Below are 17,914 nucleotides of genomic sequence, written 5' to 3' on the forward strand. Positions count from 1 at the left end.
ATGGCGCTGTCGCGCGAGATTTCGGCCTTCTGCGAGCGGGTGGGGCACCAGTTCCAAGACCCCGATCTGATCCTGCGCGCGCTGACCCATTCCTCGCTGTCCTCGCCCACGCGCCCGGACAATCAGCGCCTTGAATTCCTGGGGGACAGGGTCCTTGGCCTTGTCATGGCCGAGGCCGTGCTCAAGCGCGACAGAGCAGCCAAGGAAGGGCAGCTTGCGCCGCGCTTCAACGCGCTCGTCCGCAAGGAAGCCTGTGCCGAGGTGGCGCGCGAGATCGACCTTGGCGCGGTCCTGCGGCTTGGCAAATCCGAGATGACCACGGGTGGCCGGCGCAAGACGGCGCTTCTGGGGGATGCGATGGAGGCGGTGATCGCCGCCATCTACCTCGATGCCGGGTTCGACGTGGCGCGCGATGTGGTGTTGCGGCTCTGGGGCGATCGCCTCGACCGCGTGGCCGAGGATGCGCGCGATCCCAAGACGACGTTGCAGGAATGGGCGCAGGCGCGCGGTCAGACGCCGCCCCGTTATGTCGAGCTGGACCGGACAGGCCCCGATCACGCCCCGGTCTTCACGGTCGAGGTGCGCATGGATTCGGGCGAGACCGCCCGTGCCGAGGCGCGCGTGAAACGGCAAGCCGAACAGGCCGCCGCGCGCGCGCTGATGGAGCGGTTGAGCAAAGGCGACTGACCCGCCTCAAAGGCCCAGCGTTTCGTCCAGCCCCAGCATGATGTTGAGGTTCTGAACCGCCGCCCCGGAGGCGCCCTTGCCAAGGTTGTCCAGCACCGCGATCAGCACCGTCGCCCCGGTCTCGGGGTCGCCATCCACGGTCAGTTCCATGCGGTTGGTGTCGTTCAGGCGGCGCGGGTCGATCCGGTCGCCCAATGCTTCGCGCTCGACCACCGAGACGAAGGGCGAGCCGTCGTAATGCGCGGCCAGCGCCTCCAGGGCCTCGGCAGCGAAGCCCGGCGCGCCATGCCATGGCACCTGCACGATCATGCCCTGCGCGAACTGGCCGACGGATGGCACGAAGATCGGGCGTTTTTCGAGGCCCGAATGCACCTGCATCTCGGGCAGATGCTTGTGCGCCTGCCCGGTGGCATAGACGAAGCTGCCCGATGCCGTGCCATCCTCGAATTCCGCGATCAGGGATTTGCCGCCGCCGGTATAGCCGGAAATGGCGTTGATCGTCAGCGCCGCATCGGCGGGCAACAGGCCGGCTGCAACCAGCGGACGGATCAACCCGATGGCGCCGGTCGGGTAACAGCCGGGGTTGGAGACGTATTTCGCCGATGCGATCCGCTCCCGCGCCTCGGGCGACATCTCGGCAAAGCCGTAGGCCCAGTCGGGATCGACCCGGTGCGCGGTCGAAGCGTCGATCACGCGGCAGGGCTGCGCATCGAGGTCGGGCTTGATCTCGTGCACGGCGGCATCGGGCAGGCACAGGATGGCCACATCCGCCTCGGCAAAGGCCGACAGGCGCGCCAGCCTTGACTTGCGCTGTTCCTCGGGCAGCGAGATCAGCGTGATATCCTCGCGCGGTTCCAACCGCGCCCGGATCTGCAAGCCGGTGGTTCCCACCTCGCCGTCGATGAACACTTTCGCTGTCATGGACCCGGTCCCCTGTCTGTTTCGCGCTAACCTATGCCCGCTGACGAGGGGCGCCTCAACTGTCACTTGTAGCCAAGCGCCGCGGGATGGGCTATGGCCCACGGCCAAACCCCACGTCGGAGCAGCACAGCATGACCACCCGCGCCGGATTCGTCGCCCTGATCGGAGAGCCCAATGCGGGCAAGTCCACGCTTCTGAACCGCATGGTCGGGGCGAAGGTGTCGATCGTCACGCACAAGGTGCAGACCACCCGCGCCCGTATCCGCGGCGTCGCGATAGAGGGCGAGAGCCAGATCGTCTTCGTCGATACGCCCGGTCTCTTCCGTCCGCGCCGCAGGCTCGATCGCGCGATGGTCGCCGCCGCCTGGACTGGTGCCGCCGATGCCGACGTGATCGTCCTTCTGATCGAGGCGCATCGCGGCAAGACCGAGGGCGTCGATGCCATTATCGACACGCTCAAGGACAAGGCACAGGGCCGGCGGGTCGCGCTCGCCATCAACAAGATCGACCGGGTCGAGGCGCCGGTGTTGTTGAAGCTGACCGAGGAGATGAACGCGGCCTTCCCCTTCGAGGAGACCTACCTGATTTCCGCCGAGAAAGGCTATGGCGTGGCCGACCTGCGCAAATGGCTGGCCGGGGCGATGCCCGAGGGTCCGTGGCTCTACCCCGAGGACCAGATTGCCGATCTGCCCATGCGCATGATCGCCGCCGAGATGACCCGCGAAAAGCTGACCCTGCGCCTGCACCAGGAATTGCCCTACCAGCTGACCGTCGAGACCGAAAGCTGGGAGGAACGCAAGGACGGCTCCGCCCGGATCGACCAGGTGGTCTATGTCGCGCGCGATGGGCACAAGGGCATCCTGCTGGGCAAGGGCGGCGAGACGATCAAGGCCGTCTCCAAGGCTGCGCGCGAGGAACTGGAAGAATTCCTCGGGCGCAAGGTGCACCTCTTCTTGCAGGTCAAGGTGCGTCCCAACTGGTTGGAAGAGGCCGAGCGCTATTCCGAAATGGGTCTCGATTTCCGCGACGGGAACTGACGCGAATGGCGCGGCTGACGGCCGAGTTCTGGGTGCATGCCTATCTCGCGCGGTTGCGGCTTGCCGATATCCCGGCTTTCGTCGTCTCCCATGGCGACGACACCGCTGGCGCGGTGCTGGTCAAGCTCAACACGCTCGACGGCAGCGCGCGCGCGTTCCAGCGCAGTTTCGACCTGGCGACCGGTGACCGGGCGTGGGTCGTGCTCGCCGAAGGCGAGGAATCCGCCGTCGACGCGGCCATCGCCCGCCAGCGAGAGTTCGACCCGGACCTCTGGGTGATCGAGGTCGAGGATCGCACAGGCCGGCACCTGCTGGACGAACCGGGCCTGTCCTAGCGATCCGCGTAGCGGCCGATCGCGATGAAGATCACCCCGGCCAGCAACAAGCCGACCAACAACATCCCCAGCGTCGCTGCCACCGCCCATGGGCCAAGGGCCGGGACATCCATGAACGGGTAGGGGTAAAACGCGTCGCGTGTCGCCATTCCCAAGGCATAGGCCCCGTAGACGCTTGGCCACAGGATGAAGATCGGCAGATCGGCCCATTCCAGTGCCCGCTTCGGCGCGTCGAACAGCCACCAAAGCCCCACCGCCGCCGGAACGACCGCGTGCAGCCCGATATCGGCCCACCAGCCGATACCCTGCGGGTTCCACAGATCGGTCAGCAGCGCATGATAGACGACCGCCAGCGCCAGTTCCGACAGGGTCAGCGCCGCCAGCCACGGCGCTCCAACCCCCTTGATCTTGCGGAAATTCACCGTCGCGAAGGTGACGACCGTCAGCGCCGTGGTCAGGATGGTGAAGAACCGTGCCATCTCGACCAGCGTCGCCACCGGGCCCGTGCCGCGATAATCGACAAGGAAAACCCACTGCGCCAACAGCGCCAACCACGCGATGAGGGCAATCAGCAGGGCACGCCTGCGGGCCGGGCGGGGCAGGGTCGGGAACATGCGCAAGACCCTGCCATGCGCCCCCGCCATGGACAAGCCGCACGCCCCGCCGGATAGTGCCCGCATGGAATGGCGTGCGGACGGGATCCTGCTGACGGTGCGGCGGCATGGCGAAAGTGCCGCCATCATCGAGCTGTTCACCGAGGCCCATGGCCGCCATCTCGGCGTGGTGCCCGGCGGGGCCTCGCGCAAGCTTGCGCCCCTGCTGCAACCGGGTGCGCAACTCGACGCCACATGGCGCGCGCGGCTTTCCGATCATATCGGCAGTTACAAGGTGGAGCTCACGACCTCACGTGCTGCCGACGCGATGGGCGACCGCCTGTCGCTGGCCGGGCTCGGCGCGGTCTGTGCCCTCCTGTCCTTCTGCCTGCCCGAGCGCGAGGCGCATCCCGCGCTCTATGCCCGCACCGCGGCGCTGCTCGACGGGCTCGGGGCCGAGCGCTGGGCCGAGGCCTATCTCGGCTGGGAACTGGCGCTGCTCGACGAGATGGGCTTTGGCCTGTCCCTCGATGCCTGCGCCGTGACCGGCACGAACGAGGATCTTGCCTTCATCTCGCCCCGCACGGGCCGCGCGGTCTCCAAGGAAGGGGCGGGCGACTGGGCCGACCGCCTGCTGCCCTTTCCCCGCTGCCTGTCCGGTGGCCCGGTGACTGGCGCGGGCGACCTGCTGGACGGTCTCAAAACGACCGGTCACTTCCTCGCCCATCACCTGGCGCCGTCCCTGGGCGACAAACCCTTGCCCGCAGCCCGCCAACGGCTTGTCGATCTCCTGGCCCGTCAGGCCGGGGGCCCCATCAACGGATAGGACGCAAGCGCCTCGTGGATCGCGCCCGCCGGGGTGAGGGTCGATCCGAAGAGAACGACGTCGCGGGCGACAAAACCCGGAATGGCCGCCCTAGCCCCCAGTTGCGCGGCCAGCCGATCCCGCGCTGGGCCCCTTGGCCGCCGATTGGATCGCATCAAGGTCACATGCGGCCGGAACCGCCGCCGCGGAAGGTCCACACCTGCCGCGCGCGCGACCGCCGCCACCTTGGCCTGCAACCCGTCCAGCGCTTGCGTGTGACGCACGGCGGCGAAAACCAGCCCGCGCTCCATCTCGGTGAAGGAATCCAACCCGTCGAACACGATCTCGACCGCGGGCCAGTGCAAGCCGGACAGGCCCATGTCGATCTCTTCCAGCGTCGCCTCGCTGACCTCGCCCACGAAGGCCAGCGTCAGGTGCAGGTTCTCCTCCGGCACGGCCTTTCCCACCGGCAAGGCAGATTGCAGCCGCGCCAGGGCGGCAGTGGTCTCTTCAGGGATGGGCAGGGCGATGAAGGCGCGCATGACCATAGGAAACGGGGCGGGATGCTTTTGCGCAACCCGCCCCTTCATCTTGGCAAGAAAACTCTCGGGGGCGCGGGGGCAGACAGCCCCCCCTGACCCGCTCAGCCCAGCAAGCGCCGCGCGATGACCTGCGCTTGAATCTCGGCGGCACCCTCAAAGATGTTCAGGATGCGCGCGTCGCACAGGATGCGGCTGATCGTGTATTCCAGCGCAAAGCCGTTGCCGCCATGGATCTGCAAACCGTTATCGGCGCAGGCCCAGGCCACGCGGGCCCCCAGCAGTTTCGCCATGCCGGCCTCGACGTCACACCGCCGCCCCTCGTCCTTTTCCCAGGCCGAGAAATAGGTCAGCTGACGCGCGATCATGATCTCGACCGCCATCATCGCCAGCTTGCCGGACACGCGCGGGAACTCGATCAGCGACTTGCCGAACTGCTTGCGGTCCTGCGCATATTGCATCGCCACGTCCAAGGCCGACTGGGCCACACCGATGGCGCGGGCCGCGGTCTGGATACGGGCCGATTCGAAGGTTTCCATGAGCTGTTTGAAGCCCTTGCCTTCCTCACCGCCCAGCAGGTTCTCGCCCTTCACATGGAAATCGTCGAAGCCCAGCTCGTATTCCTTCATCCCGCGGTAGCCCAGAACCTCGATCTCGCCACCGGTCATGCCCTCGGTCGGGAAGGGGTGCTCGTCGGTGCCCGGTTCCTTCTCGGCCAGGAACATCGACAGACCCTTGTAGTCGGTCGTGTTCGGATCGGTGCGGGCCAGCAGCGTCATCACATGCGTACGCGCGGCATGGGTGATCCAGGTCTTGTTGCCGGTCACCTTGTAGTCGCCGTTCTCGTCCTTGACGGCGCGGGTGCGCAGGCTGCCCAGATCCGACCCGGTATTCGGCTCGGTAAATACGGCGGTCGGCAGTTTCTCGGCCGAGGCCAGCGCCGGAAGCCATTTCTGCTTCTGTTCTTCGGTGCCGCCCGCCAGGATGAGCTCTGCCGCGATTTCCGAGCGGGTGCCAAGGCTGCCGACGCCGATATAGCCGCGCGACAGTTCCTCGGACACGACGCACATCGATGCCTTGGACAGGCCGAACCCGCCGTATTCCTCGGGGATGGTCAGGCCGAAGACGCCCATCTCGGCCAGTTCCTCGATCACCTCCATCGGGATCAACTCGTCCTTGAGGTGCCATTCATGGGCATGCGGGATGACGCGATCGACCGAGTAGCGGCGGAATTGCTCGCGGATCATCTCCAGCTCTTCGTCGAGGCCCGACGCGCCGACTGTGATCTCGGCCGAACGTTCCTGCATCAGCTCGACCAGCCGCGTCCGCGCAGCCTGGGTGTTGCCGCCCTGGGTCAGGGTCATGACCTCGGGCACCATCAGCGCGCGTTGGTCTTCCTGCGTCAGGCCCACGTCCTGCGGGCGCAGCATCTCGCCCTGGCTCATCGGGATGCCGCCGTAAAGCTGCCATAGGTATTCGCCAAAGGCGATCTGCTGGATCAGCTGTTCGACTTCGCCGAACTTGCCTTCGCCTTGCAGTTTCTCGGCCCAGGCCTGCATCTGGCGCAGCGCCTCGACGTAGGTGGCCAGCCAAGCCAGCCCGTGGGCCGCGGTCTGGTTCGCCTCGACCAGACCGCCCGAGATGCGGCCATCCTTGGTCACCTCGGCGCGCAGGCGTTCCGTCGCCGTGGCCAGCAGCGCTTCGGCCGGTGCGATGGCGGCCTTGGTCAGCGACAAGAGATCCGGCAGGATCACGTCGGTTTCGGGGATCGGCTGTCCATCACGGGGCATCGTCGGTCTCCTCTTGGGGCAGGTCTTTCACGGTTACCGCGTGACTTAGGGCCTTTGCAGGTGCAGCGCAACAAAAATGCCGGTTTTTGTTGCCGGGCGCACGAAAATGTCGCGCAGCTTTTTGCGCTGCAGCGACCTGCAAAGCAGGATATGAGGGCGCGAACGGACACGCGCCATGCTCGAAGACACATTATCCCTCATGCCCTTATGGGCCTTTGCCGCGGCTGTCGGCGTCACCCTGATCGCGGGATTCGTGAAGGGGGCGATCGGCTTTGCCATGCCGCTGATCATGATTTCGGGCCTGTCGCTGTTTCTGGACCCCTTGCTGGCTATCGCGGGGATCATCCTGCCCATCGTGATGTCCAACTTCCTGCAAGTCGCGCGATTCGGCCGGGTCGAGGCGATGGAGGCGATCCGGGAGTATTGGCGCTACATCGTGATCGTCTGCGTGATGATCGTCATCGTCGCGCAATTCGTGACCGCAATCCCGACACGGGTCTTCTACCTGATCCTCGGCATTCCGGTGGTCATCCTGTCCCTGATCCAGTTGATGGGCGTCACCTTCCACATTCCCCAGCACCGGCGCCGCCTTGCGGAATGGGGTATCGGGGCGCTGTCGGGCATCTTGGGCGGCATGACGGGCACCTGGGGGCCGCCGACGGTCCTGTACCTGATCGCGCTGGAAACGCCCAAGGCCAAGCAGTTGCTGGTGCAGGGCGTCGTTTACGGGCTCGGCTCGGTCAGCCTGCTCGCGGGCCATCTTCAATCGGGCGTGCTGACGGCGACGACCGCGCCGTTCTCCGCTGCGCTGCTGATCCCGGCCTTTCTTGGGATGCAGATCGGTTTCCGCTTTTCCGATCATCTGAACCCGGCGGTGTTTCGCAAGGTGACCCTGGCTGTGCTGGTGCTGGCCGGGGCGAACCTCGTGCGGCGCGGGATCATGGGCTGAGCCGCGCTCAGGACATGAACCCGCCCTGGCAGGCCGCCACCATCGGGCGGGCGAAATCGGGCGGCACGATCTCGAAGCGGATGTGGAACAGCTCTTCCCCGTCTGCTTCCGCGATGAGGGTCCAGGTGCCTGTGACCAATTCTTCCTGCGTCTCGAAGCTGAACCCGAAAAGCGACATCGCCGTGTCGTCCATCGTGGCGATCCAGCGTTCGACGGTAATGCCGCTGCCCGGATAGGGCGGGTGCGTGACCGTGACGGTCACCGGGCCGGGGTCCGTTCCTTCTGCCACCCGCGCAAGCACGCCAAAGCCCATGCCAAGCGCAGCCGGGACAACCGTGTCCTCGAAGCGGATCTGCGGCAACTCCTGCACGATGTTGATCGTGCCTGCGGCCGTGTCGGGCGCGTCTTCAAGGCGCACGGGGTCCTGCGCGCAGTAGACGCCCCACTCGATCTCGCCGATCAACGCGCCGATGCGCGGGTTGTCCGGCGGGTCCGACGGCGCAAGCGGCGCCTCCTCCTGCGCGACGGCGGGGGCAACGAAAAGGCAAAGGCACAGGGCAAGGGGTCTGAACATCATGCCTCCGAACATGGCTGACATGGCCCGAGCGTAGCAGCCACGCGGGACACTGCAATCAGGCGCATCGGCCGGTCGGGTCGCCGCGCGCGATCCCGCTGAAACGAAAAGCCCCCGCATCCGATGTCGGAGCGGGGGCAATGTCGAAATCCCTGGCGGGATCAGCCGATCGCGGCGTTTTTCACGTCGTCGTCGATATAGGGCACGTATTGCGCGAAATTGTCGGCGAACATCGCAACAAGCTTCGCCGCCTGTTGGTCATAGGCCGCCGGGTCGGCCCAGGTACCGCGGGGGTCCAGCAGCGCATCGTCGACGTCATGGCAGCGCGTCGGAACCTCGAACCCGAAATTGGGATCGCGGCGGAATTCTCCGGCGTTGAGCGATCCGTCCAGTGCCGCGGTCAACAGGGCCCGGGTGGCCTTGATCGGCATGCGGGAGCCGGTGCCATAGGCGCCGCCCGTCCAGCCGGTGTTGACCAGCCAGCAGGTCGCCTCGTGCGCATGGATCTTTTCCTGCAGCAGCTTGCCGTACACCTCGGGGCGGCGCGGCATGAAGGGTGCGCCAAAGCAGGTCGAGAATGTCGGTTCGGGCTCGGTCACGCCGCGCTCGGTCCCGGCCACCTTGGAGGTGAAGCCCGACAGGAAGTGATACATCGCCTGTGCCGGCGTCAGCCGTGCGATCGGGGGCAGGACGCCAAAGGCATCGCAGGTCAGCATCACGATGTTCTTCGGATGCCCGGCCATGCCGCTTTCGGAGGCGTTCGAGATTTCCTCCAACGGGTAGGCGCACCGCATGTTGGCCGTCAGGCTGTCATCGTCGAAATCGAGGACCAGCGTCTCGGGGTCGTAGACCATGTTCTCGATCACGGTGCCGAATTTCTGGGTCGTGGCGTAGATCTCGGGTTCGGCCTCTTGCCGCAGGTTGATCGTCTTGGCGTAGCAGCCACCCTCGAAATTGAAGATGCCGTTGTCCGACCAGCCATGTTCGTCGTCGCCGATCAGCGTGCGTGACGGGTCGGCCGACAGCGTCGTCTTGCCGGTGCCGGACAGGCCGAAGAACACGGCGCTGTCGTCCGGGCTTCCGATGGCGTGGTTGGCCGAGCAATGCATCGCCATCACGCCCTTGCCGGGCAGGATGTAGTTCAGCAGCGTGAAGACGGATTTCTTGTTCTCACCGGCATATTCGGTGTTGGCGATCAGGATCAGCTTCTTGTCGAAGTTGAGCGCGATCACCGTATCGCTGCGGCAGCCATGGCGCTCGGGGTCGGCCTTGAAGCTGGGGCAGTTTATGACGGTGAATTCCGGCACGAAGGTGTCGATTTCCTCGTGGGTCGGGCGGCGCAGCAGGTGGCGGATGAACAGGCCATGCCACGCCAGTTCCGTCACCATCCGCACATCGAGGCGCAGCGCCGGGTCAGCGCCGCCATGGAGGTCCTGCACGAAGACCTCGCGGCCCTTCATGTGCTCCAGCATGTCGGCGTGCAACTGGTCGAACGCCTCCGGGGTCATCGCGGCGTTGTTGTCCCACCAGATCTCGTCGGCGACGCTCTCGGTCTTGACGACGTGCTTGTCCTTGGGCGAGCGGCCGGTGAACTTGCCGGTCGAGACAAGCAGCGTGCCACCCTTGCCAAGCTTGCCTTCGCCCTTGCGCAGGGCGGCTTCGATCAGCGCGGGTTCAAGCAGGTTGTAATGGACTGTGCCGAGGCCAGTGATACCCTGTTTTTCCAGCGTTTGGGCCGGGTTCACGCGTCCTTCGATCATGTCTGAATGCTCCTGGGCCGTTTCGAGGCGAATGCCATTGGGTCGCCGACCCGATCCGTGGGTCAACATGTTGATGCTGCGGCGCGTATAACATGACGTTTTTGTATCTGAACAGGACGCTTCGGCGCAGTTAGCGCAACCATCACGAAATTTTCTTTCGAATCGCCGTATCGCTGCGCAATGCGCCCGCTGCGCGAGCGGCGAGTGTGCCCTAAACGACTCATTAACCCGATTATGGCAGTTTTGAGGTGACGGCGGTGGCCGATTCGCAAGTTTGAGATTGATTCCCGGGGGCCAAATCAGGACAATGATCGAAAAATAACATATATTGGGCAGTATAAGGAAAGCACGATGGCGAAGATTGCGCTTGTCGATGACGACAGGAATATCCTGACGTCTGTCTCCATGACCCTCGAAGCCGAGGGCTTTGACGTCGAAACCTACAATGATGGTCAATCCGCGCTCGACGCGTTCAACCGGCGCCTGCCGGACCTCGGCGTGTTCGATATCAAGATGCCACGCATGGACGGGATGGATCTGCTGCAACGCCTGCGCCAGAAATCCAAGATGCCCGTGATCTTCCTGACCTCCAAGGACGACGAGATCGACGAGTTGATGGGCCTGCGCATGGGCGCGGACGACTACGTGAAGAAACCGTTCTCGCAGCGTCTTCTGGTCGAACGTATCCGGTCGATCCTGCGCCGCCAGGAAGCGCTGTCCTCGGATGCCGCCGGCACGCCCGAAGAAAGCGCCGTCATGGTGCGCGGCAACCTGACGATGGACCCCCTGCGCCACGCGGTGACCTGGAAAGGGCTGGATGTGTCGCTCACCGTGACCGAGTTCCTGCTGCTTCAGGCCCTCGCCTCGCGCCCCGGCTTCGTCAAAAGCCGCGACCAGCTGATGGATGTCGCCTATGACGAACAGGTCTATGTCGATGACCGCACCATCGACAGCCATATCAAGCGGCTGCGCAAGAAGATGCGCTCGGTCGATGACGAGTTCTCGGCAATCGAGACGCTCTATGGCATCGGCTACCGCTACAACGAAGAATAAGGGGCCAGATCGGTGCCCGCGGATCTTTCCATGACCAACCGCCGCGCCTCGGCACGGGCGGATATCGTCCTTGGCGAGGATTGGGATCGCCCCGCGGGCAGCGTCGAGTCCGAACTGCGCGCCGCGCGGCAGCGGCGTGGCGTGATTTCGCTCAACCGCTCGCCGCTGGCGCGCAAGATTATCATGTTCAACCTTCTCAGCATCGTCGTGCTGGTCGCAGGTGTTCTGTACCTCAGCCCGTTCCGGGACAGCCTTGTGCAACAGCGCGAGCGCGCCCTCGCGATCGAGGCGCAACTGCTGGCCGAGGTGTTCGAGGCCAGCCTGCCGGAAAGCGCGCCGGTGAACCTGTTGACGGGCGACGGCATCGATCCCGATGTCGTGCTGGGCCGGATCGGCTTGGCCGACGGGGTCGACGTGTTCCTGTTCGATCCGAACGGAACGCTTGTGACCTCGACGGCCGATGTGGCGGGCACGCCGGCCAGACCTGTCCGCGGTCTGCCACGGCAGGCCGACGACGCGCTGATCATGACCGATTTCCTGAACAGTTCCTGGCGCGCGATGTCTGCCCTATTCGGCGCGCAGCCCGCCGATGCGCCGCGCCTGTCGCCCGAGGAGTTCGCGCGATCGCTGATCGACTCGGCCCGCGATGGGGCGACGGTTCTCCATCGCAATGCCTCTGGCGCGGGCACGGTGTTCGCCGCCGCGACACCCGTCGACGGGGCCACCGGGACGCTCGGGTTTCTCGTGGTGTCCACCGCGGCGGGCGAGATCGACGAACTCGTCCGCATGGAGCGCGAGCAACTGCTCCAGATGTTCGTCGTGGCCCTGCTGGTGTCGATCGGCCTGAGCCTCGTTCTGGCCTCGACCATCGCGAACCCGCTGTCCGATCTTGCCGCCGCCGCCGAACTGGGCCGAGACAAGAACGCCCGCAAGATGAGCCCGACGCGCGTGCGCATCCCTGACCTGACAGGCCGGCCCGACGAGATCGGTCGTCTCTCCGGCGCCCTGCGCGGCATGGTGGCGGCGCTCTACGACAGGATCGACGCGAACGAACAATTTGCCGCCGATGTCAGCCACGAGATCAAGAACCCGTTGGCCAGCCTGCGCTCGGCAGTCGGCACCATGCGCGTCGCGCGCACGGACGATCAACGCAATCGCCTGCTGGAAGTGATCGAACACGATGTGCAGCGCCTTGACCGGCTGGTCTCGGATATCTCGAACGCGTCGCGCCTCGACAGCGAGTTGGTGAAAGAGGAGGAAGAGGAATTCAACCTCGTCCGTACGCTGGAAAACCTGTCGCAATACCATTCCGAGGAAGCGGCCAAGAAGGGCGTCGAGTTCATCACCGACCTGCCCTCCGAGAAGATCATGATCTCCGGCCTCGAAGGGCGCTTGGCGCAGGTTTTCGTCAACCTGCTCGGCAACGCGATTTCCTTCTGCGAGGAAGGGGACGCGGTGCGGCTCTGGACGCGGCGGCGCGAGAACCGCGTTCTCATCGTGGTCGAGGATACCGGGCCCGGCATCCCTGAATCGGCCCTGACCAAGGTCTTTAACCGGTTCTATTCCGAGCGCCCGGTTCAGCAGTTCGGCAACCATTCCGGCCTTGGCCTCGCCATCTCGAAGCAGATCGTCGAAGCGCATGGCGGCGTGATCTGGGCCGAGAACATCCGCCCGACCGACCTCGATGCCGCGTCGGAACCTCTGGGGGCCCGGTTTGTCGTCGGCCTGCCGATCTGATCTGACGCAGCAACAGACCGCACCAGCGGTGTTCACATGACACACGTGCCCTCGTTGACCGATCGCGCCGCGTCTTGCGATGGGGATCGCTGGTTTTTCCGGGCCAGCGCGGTCGCGCTCGGTCAGAACGCGGTCTTGATCCTCGGCCAGCCAGGCGCCGGGAAATCCACGCTAGCCCTGTCTCTCATGGCCTTTGGTGCCACCTATGTCGCCGATGACGGCGTGTGGCTGGAGCCGCGCCTGGACGGTCCGGTTCTGTCCCGCCCCGCCGCTGCCCCGCCGATGATCGAAGCGCGCGGTGTCGGCATTTTGAACGCGGGCGACGTGGTCGACCGCGCCCGCCTGGCCTTGGTGGTCGATCTCGACGCCGCCGAATCCGACCGCTTGCCGGTCAGACATGCCGTGGCGGTCGGGCCGACAGAGAGTCCCTTGCTGCAGGGCAAGGATAACCCCCATCTCGCACCCGCAATCCTTCAACTCTTGCGGAGCGGCCGGGCAGAGCCATGATTGCCCTCAAACTTCCGCGGGCCATATGGCAAGGTCCAGGCATGGAATTACAGCGAACGGACCTCAGATGACCGACCAGACAGACCCGCGCCCACCCTCCACCGCGCCGGTGCGGGTCGTCCTTGTCACCGGGCCTTCGGGCGCCGGGCGCTCCACCGCGATCAATGCGCTGGAGGATATCGGGTTCGAGGCGATCGACAACGTCCCGCTCAGCCTGCTGCCGCGCTTGCTGGAGGGGGCACCGCCCGACCGCCCGATGGCGTTTGGGACCGATGCCCGTAACCGCGAGTTCAGCGCCGAAAGACTGCTGGAGGCCGCCCATAGATTGCAGGCCTCCGAGGGCGTCGAGGTGGAACTCATCTACCTCGATTGCGACCCGCACACGCTGCAACGGCGCTACTCGGAAACGCGGCGGCGGCACCCGCTGGCCCCGGATGCGGACCCGGCGAACGGTATCACGCTGGAGCGTGACCTGCTGAGCCCGGTGCGCGGCCATGCCTCTGTCCTGATCGACACGACCAGCCTGACGCCTCATGAATTGCGCGCGGAAATCACGCGTCTCTTTTCGCCGGACGGGACGCAAAAACTTAGCGTGACCGTCATGTCCTTTTCCTATCGGCGGGGCCTTCCGACCGGGGCGGACCTGGTTTTCGATTGCCGGTTCCTGCGCAATCCGCATTGGGACGCCGACCTGAAACCGCAGGATGGCCGCGATCCTCGCGTGCAGGCCTACATTGCCGAGGACCCCCGGCACGCGCAGTTCGAGGCGCAGGTGCAAGAGATGCTGGCGCTTCTGCTTCCGGCTTTCCGCGAGGAAGGGAAAAGCCACCTGACCGTCGCCTTCGGCTGCACCGGCGGGCAGCACCGGTCGGTGGCAATGGCCGAAAACCTTGCCGCCCACCTTGCGGAAGAAGGATGGCATGTGTCTAAAAGGCACAGGGAAGTGGAGCAGCGGCGCATCGCGGCGTCGCGGCCTGACATGTCAGAGGCCTGATCTGTGATCGGAATCGTTATCGTCGCCCATGGGGGGCTCGCATCCGAATTGATGCGGGCCACCGAACATGTCGTGGGCCCGCAACCGGCGATGATCGCGATCTCGGTCGGTCCCGAAGATGACCGGGCCGCGCGAACGCGGGAAATCTGCGATGCGGCTGACCGGGTCGATACCGGCGAAGGGGTGGTCGTGGTGACCGACATGTATGGCGGATCGCCCTCGAACCTGAGCTTGCGCGCCTGCCGCCCGTCGAACCGCAAGATCCTGACGGGGGTGAACCTGCCGATGATGATCAAGCTGGCGAAATCCCGCAGCCTCGGGGTCGAGGAAGCCGTGGCGCGCGCCGCCGAGGCCGGTCGGCGCTATATCAACAGTTTCGACGGAGCCCCGGAATGAGCAGTGCCGACACCGTGACACGAGACCTGAAGATCGTGAACGTGAAGGGCCTCCACGCCCGCGCCTCGGCCCGGTTCGTCGAGGTGGTGGAGAACCATGACGCAACGGCAACCGTCCGCAAGGATGGGCTGAGTGCCGCCGGCGACTCCATCATGGGGCTTTTGATGTTGGCAGCTTCCAAGGGAAGCACTATTGAGGTCGAAACCTCGGGTCCCGAGGCCGAAGTCTTGGCAGATGCGCTTGCTGCGCTGGTGGCCGACAAGTTCGGCGAGGGCGATTGAACAGCCCGGGCGCACGGTCGATCTGAACGATGGAACGAAGGCGCGTGACGGATACCCAGCATCGCAATTCCGTGTCGGCCCCGGCCCCTGCGCGTCTGGACGGGCCGGGCAATGTCTATGACCGCCGGTCGCTGACCTATGCCAACAGCTTCGACAACCCGTTCGTGCGCAACACGATCAAGACGATCGAGTGGCTGACCGGCAAGGCCACCATCATCCGCCGGGTGCGCCAGTTCGAACAGATGGGCGAACACACTGGGCAGGCCTTCTGGCCCGCGACGATGAAGGTGATGGGGATCGACCTGCAAACCCCCCAGCATCAGCTTGAGCGCATCCCCTCCGATGGCCCTGTCGTTTTCGTGGCGAACCATCCGCACGGCCTTGTCGATGGCATGATCCTGGCGGATCTGATCGGGCGTCGGCGGCTGGATTACCGCATCCTGACCCGCGCGCTGCTGACCGGCATCGACGAGGCGGCGGCCGGGTTCATGATCCCGGTGCCGTTCCCGCACGAGCCGGACGCACAGCAGAAGATGCTGGCCATGCGAGCCGAGGCGTTGACGCATCTCAAAGAGGGCGGTTTGATCGCCCTCTTCCCCTCCGGCGCGGTCGCGGCTTCGGAGTCGATGTTCGGCCCGGCCATCGAGGGCGAGTGGAACGTCTTCACCGCAAAGCTGATCCGGACCACGGGGGCGACGATCGTTCCGTGTTTCTTCACCGGATCGAACTCACGCTGGTACCAGATCGCCAACCGGATCTCTCCGATCCTGCGTCAGGGGCTGCTGATCCACGAAGTGGTGCACAGTTTCGACAAGCCGCAGGCCCCGATCATCGGCAACCCGATCCCGCCCGAGGAATGGGCGGACCGGATCGCCAAGCCGCGAGACTTCATGGCGTGGCTTCGGCAGCGGACCCTGTCGCTGAGGGACAATCCCGACGCGCGCGGCTAAGGCGCCGCGACCTTACCGTGTCGGAACCGGTTCCTCGCCCCGGTAATCGTAGAAGCCCCGGTCGGTCTTGCGGCCAAGCCAGCCCGCTTCGACGTATTTCGTCAACAGGGGGCAGGGACGGTATTTCGTATCCGCCAACCCGTCATGGAGCACGTTCATGATGGCTAGGCAGGTGTCGAGGCCGATGAAATCGGCCAGTTCCAGCGGCCCCATCGGGTGGTTGGCGCCCAGCTTCATCGACTCGTCGATCGAGCGCACGCTGCCAACGCCTTCGTAGAGCGTGTAGACCGCCTCGTTGATCATCGGCATCAGGATGCGGTTGACGATGAAGGCGGGGAAATCCTCGGCCGTGGCAGAGGTCTTTCCAAGGCGGTCCACCACTTCCTTGCAGGCCTTGAACGTCTCTTCATCCGTGGCGATCCCGCGGATCAGTTCGACCAGCTGCATCACCGGCACGGGATTCATGAAGTGGAAGCCCATGAATTTCTCGGGCCGATCGGTTCGGCTCGCCAGCCGCGTGATCGAAATCGACGAGGTGTTCGAGGTCAGGATCGTATGCGGCAACAGGTGCGGGCCCAGATCCTCGAAGATCGCCTGCTTGACCGTCTCGCGTTCGGTCGCGGCCTCGATGATCAGGTCCGATGGCCCGACCTCGGACAGGTTGGTCGTCGTCCTGATCCGGGCCAGCGCGCCGGTTTTTTCCTCTTCGGTGATCTTGCCGCGCGAAACCTGGCGGCTCATGTTCTTGTCGATCAGCGCCATCGCGGCGTTCAACGCATCCGGGCTGATATCGGACATCACGACATCATAGCCCGCCAGCGAACAGACATGGGCGATGCCATTGCCCATCTGTCCCGCTCCGATGATTCCGATCTTTGCCACCTGCATGCGTTTCTTCTCCTGTCTCTCGCTCGGCGGGCCGCCGGCGCAGGCCCGAGACTATGCGCCAGCGCCACCCGGGCACAAGCCATTCCCACAGGTTGCGCGACCCGCCCGAATTCGGTGTTGGCGAAGGAGTCGAAAGATAAAAATTAATTTAAAACATGAGTTTAGGAGTTTGGAAACGCGTTTCTGAAAGGGTGGCTGTGGGTGAGTCTCAACGTGGTGGGAGCAAAAGATATGAGTTTCGAGCATCGGGGCTATATGCCCCTCGACTATCAACCGGTGGTCTATCCCGGATCCGTCCTGCGGTTCAGGGGGCCCGTGGTCAATCCGTCCCGGCCCTACATCCTGTGTCTCGGCGGTGCCGAAACCTTCGGGCGCTTTATCCATGCGCCCTATGCCGAGGAGATGTCGCGACAACTCGGGCAGCAGGTGGTGAACATGGGTGTCATCGGCGCGGGCATGGATGTGATGATGAATGACGGCGCGATCCAGCGCGCCATGCGCGGGGCCTCGGCAGTAGTGCTGCAGGTCACCGGGGCGCAGAACATGACCAACCGCTTCTACTCGGTGCATCCCCGGCGCAATGATCGGTTCCTCAAGGCAAGTTCGATCCTCAGCACAATCTACCGTGACGTGGATTTCACGGAGTTTCATTTTACCCGCCACCTGCTGACCCATCTGAAGTCGCGCTCGCGGGACCGGTTCGCTATCCTGCGGGAGGAATTGCAGGTCGCTTGGCGGGCGCGCATGGCGAAGTTCCTGTCGGAGTCGGCGGTGCCGGTGCACCTGCTGTGGCTGTCCAACCGCCTGCCGGGCGAGGATCGGGCACAACGCGGGTTGGGGATGGAGCCGTTGTTCCTGACACAGGCGATGCTGGACGAAGTCGCGCATCTTGCGCGCTCCGTCACCGTGGCCGTGCGGCCGCCGGCTGCCAGCCGGAATCCGACGCGGGGCATGTTCTTCGCCGCGCGGGAAGAGGCGGCGGCCCGTGTCCTGCCGGGGCCGGAGGTTCACAAGGAAGCGGCGCGGGCCTTGGTCGCGCAGCTGTCGGCGGACGGTGCCATGAAAAACCCCGCGCAGGCGAACCGGCGCGGGGCGTAACATTGGGACGAGTTGTCCGT

Annotated in this window: 20 protein-coding genes; 13 read left to right on the top strand and 7 right to left on the bottom strand. The window is 65.0% G+C overall.

Annotated elements, in window-relative coordinates; all coding sequences use genetic code 11:
- Entirely contained in the window at positions 1-687 is a 687-nt protein-coding gene (gene rnc / locus KUV65_RS11345; protein ID WP_222191268.1) for a ribonuclease III, read from the top strand.
- A 6-nt stretch (positions 688-693) separates the two neighbouring features.
- Here the strand turns inward: rnc and argC are convergent, their stop codons facing one another.
- Entirely contained in the window at positions 694-1,608 is a 915-nt protein-coding gene (gene argC / locus KUV65_RS11350) for an N-acetyl-gamma-glutamyl-phosphate reductase (protein ID WP_222190698.1), read from the bottom strand.
- Positions 1,609-1,694: 86 nt separating this feature from the next.
- Here argC and era point away from each other — a divergent pair, with 86 nt between their 5' ends.
- The gene (gene era, locus KUV65_RS11355; RefSeq protein WP_374107071.1) at positions 1,695-2,645 is read left to right on the top strand and encodes a GTPase Era; all 951 of its coding nucleotides are present in this window, start codon (positions 1,695-1,697) and stop codon (positions 2,643-2,645) included.
- Positions 2,646-2,650: 5 nt separating this feature from the next.
- Positions 2,651-2,980, top strand: coding sequence for a DUF1491 family protein (locus tag KUV65_RS11360; RefSeq protein WP_222190702.1), 330 nt, complete (start codon positions 2,651-2,653; stop codon positions 2,978-2,980).
- On the opposite strand, the gene KUV65_RS11365 is transcribed toward KUV65_RS11360, so the two are convergent.
- Positions 2,977-3,594, bottom strand: coding sequence for a Pr6Pr family membrane protein (locus KUV65_RS11365; protein ID WP_222190704.1), 618 nt, complete (start codon positions 3,592-3,594; stop codon positions 2,977-2,979). The two genes, KUV65_RS11360 and KUV65_RS11365, sit on opposite strands and share 4 nt — an antisense overlap.
- A 64-nt stretch (positions 3,595-3,658) precedes the next feature.
- Between KUV65_RS11365 and recO the strand changes: the two genes are divergently transcribed.
- Positions 3,659-4,399 (top strand): DNA repair protein RecO, encoded by a 741-nt coding sequence (gene recO, locus KUV65_RS11370; RefSeq protein ID WP_222190706.1) that lies wholly within the window; start codon positions 3,659-3,661, stop codon positions 4,397-4,399.
- Here the strand turns inward: recO and thpR are convergent.
- Together thpR and KUV65_RS11380 are read right to left on the bottom strand one after the other, a co-directional pair.
- Positions 4,372-4,920, bottom strand: a complete 549-nt coding sequence (gene thpR / locus KUV65_RS11375; protein ID WP_222190708.1) for an RNA 2',3'-cyclic phosphodiesterase — start codon at positions 4,918-4,920, stop codon at positions 4,372-4,374. The genes recO and thpR overlap by 28 nt on opposite strands.
- A 101-nt stretch (positions 4,921-5,021) precedes the next feature.
- Complete coding sequence (locus KUV65_RS11380; protein ID WP_222190710.1) at positions 5,022-6,707, bottom strand: acyl-CoA dehydrogenase family protein; 1,686 nt, start codon at positions 6,705-6,707, stop codon at positions 5,022-5,024.
- A 175-nt stretch (positions 6,708-6,882) separates the two neighbouring features.
- On the opposite strand from KUV65_RS11380, the gene KUV65_RS11385 reads away from it, so the two are divergent.
- Positions 6,883-7,656 (top strand): sulfite exporter TauE/SafE family protein, encoded by a 774-nt coding sequence (locus tag KUV65_RS11385; protein ID WP_222190712.1) that lies wholly within the window; start codon positions 6,883-6,885, stop codon positions 7,654-7,656.
- 7 nt (positions 7,657-7,663) lie between these two features.
- On the opposite strand, the gene KUV65_RS11390 is transcribed toward KUV65_RS11385, so the two are convergent.
- Together KUV65_RS11390 and KUV65_RS11395 are read right to left on the bottom strand one after the other, a co-directional pair.
- Positions 7,664-8,233, bottom strand: a complete 570-nt coding sequence (locus KUV65_RS11390; RefSeq protein WP_222190714.1) for a DUF3859 domain-containing protein — start codon at positions 8,231-8,233, stop codon at positions 7,664-7,666.
- A gap of 158 nt (positions 8,234-8,391) precedes the next feature.
- Positions 8,392-9,990, bottom strand: a complete 1,599-nt coding sequence (locus KUV65_RS11395) for a phosphoenolpyruvate carboxykinase (RefSeq protein ID WP_222190716.1) — start codon at positions 9,988-9,990, stop codon at positions 8,392-8,394.
- Between the two features lie 351 nt (positions 9,991-10,341).
- Between KUV65_RS11395 and KUV65_RS11400 the strand changes: the two genes are divergently transcribed.
- The 7 genes from KUV65_RS11400 (at position 10,342) to KUV65_RS11430 (ending at position 15,908) form a co-directional block, all read left to right on the top strand.
- Complete coding sequence (locus tag KUV65_RS11400) at positions 10,342-11,043, top strand: response regulator transcription factor (protein WP_222190718.1); 702 nt, start codon at positions 10,342-10,344, stop codon at positions 11,041-11,043.
- A 30-nt stretch (positions 11,044-11,073) separates the two neighbouring features.
- Entirely contained in the window at positions 11,074-12,780 is a 1,707-nt protein-coding gene (locus tag KUV65_RS11405) for a sensor histidine kinase (RefSeq protein ID WP_222190720.1), read from the top strand.
- A 36-nt stretch (positions 12,781-12,816) separates the two neighbouring features.
- Positions 12,817-13,287, top strand: a complete 471-nt coding sequence (locus KUV65_RS11410) for an HPr kinase/phosphorylase (protein WP_222190722.1) — start codon at positions 12,817-12,819, stop codon at positions 13,285-13,287.
- 67 nt (positions 13,288-13,354) lie between these two features.
- Positions 13,355-14,281 carry an RNase adapter RapZ gene (gene rapZ, locus KUV65_RS11415; RefSeq protein ID WP_222190724.1) on the top strand — a complete coding sequence of 309 codons (927 nt, stop codon included), beginning with the start codon at positions 13,355-13,357 and terminating at the stop codon, positions 14,279-14,281.
- Between the two features lie 3 nt (positions 14,282-14,284).
- Positions 14,285-14,677, top strand: coding sequence for a PTS sugar transporter subunit IIA (locus KUV65_RS11420; RefSeq protein ID WP_222190726.1), 393 nt, complete (start codon positions 14,285-14,287; stop codon positions 14,675-14,677).
- Positions 14,674-14,958: an HPr family phosphocarrier protein gene (locus KUV65_RS11425; RefSeq protein ID WP_222190728.1), complete on the top strand. Its 285-nt coding sequence runs from the start codon at positions 14,674-14,676 to the stop codon at positions 14,956-14,958. The genes KUV65_RS11420 and KUV65_RS11425 overlap by 4 nt, the downstream gene beginning before the upstream one ends.
- A 44-nt stretch (positions 14,959-15,002) precedes the next feature.
- Positions 15,003-15,908 (top strand): lysophospholipid acyltransferase family protein, encoded by a 906-nt coding sequence (locus KUV65_RS11430; protein WP_222190730.1) that lies wholly within the window; start codon positions 15,003-15,005, stop codon positions 15,906-15,908.
- Positions 15,909-15,920: 12 nt separating this feature from the next.
- On the opposite strand, the gene KUV65_RS11435 is transcribed toward KUV65_RS11430, so the two are convergent.
- On the bottom strand, positions 15,921-16,796 hold the full coding sequence (locus KUV65_RS11435; protein WP_222190732.1) for a 3-hydroxybutyryl-CoA dehydrogenase: 876 nt from the start codon (positions 16,794-16,796) through the stop codon (positions 15,921-15,923).
- A 231-nt stretch (positions 16,797-17,027) separates the two neighbouring features.
- Here KUV65_RS11435 and KUV65_RS11440 point away from each other — a divergent pair, with 231 nt between their 5' ends.
- The gene (locus tag KUV65_RS11440) at positions 17,028-17,894 is read left to right on the top strand and encodes a DUF6473 family protein (RefSeq protein WP_222190734.1); all 867 of its coding nucleotides are present in this window, start codon (positions 17,028-17,030) and stop codon (positions 17,892-17,894) included.
- Positions 17,895-17,914 lie beyond the last annotated feature (20 nt).

Origin of the sequence: Maritalea mobilis (assembly GCF_019800885.1) — a bacterium.
Classification (GTDB): Bacteria; Pseudomonadota; Alphaproteobacteria; order Rhodobacterales; family Rhodobacteraceae; genus Roseibacterium; species Roseibacterium beibuensis.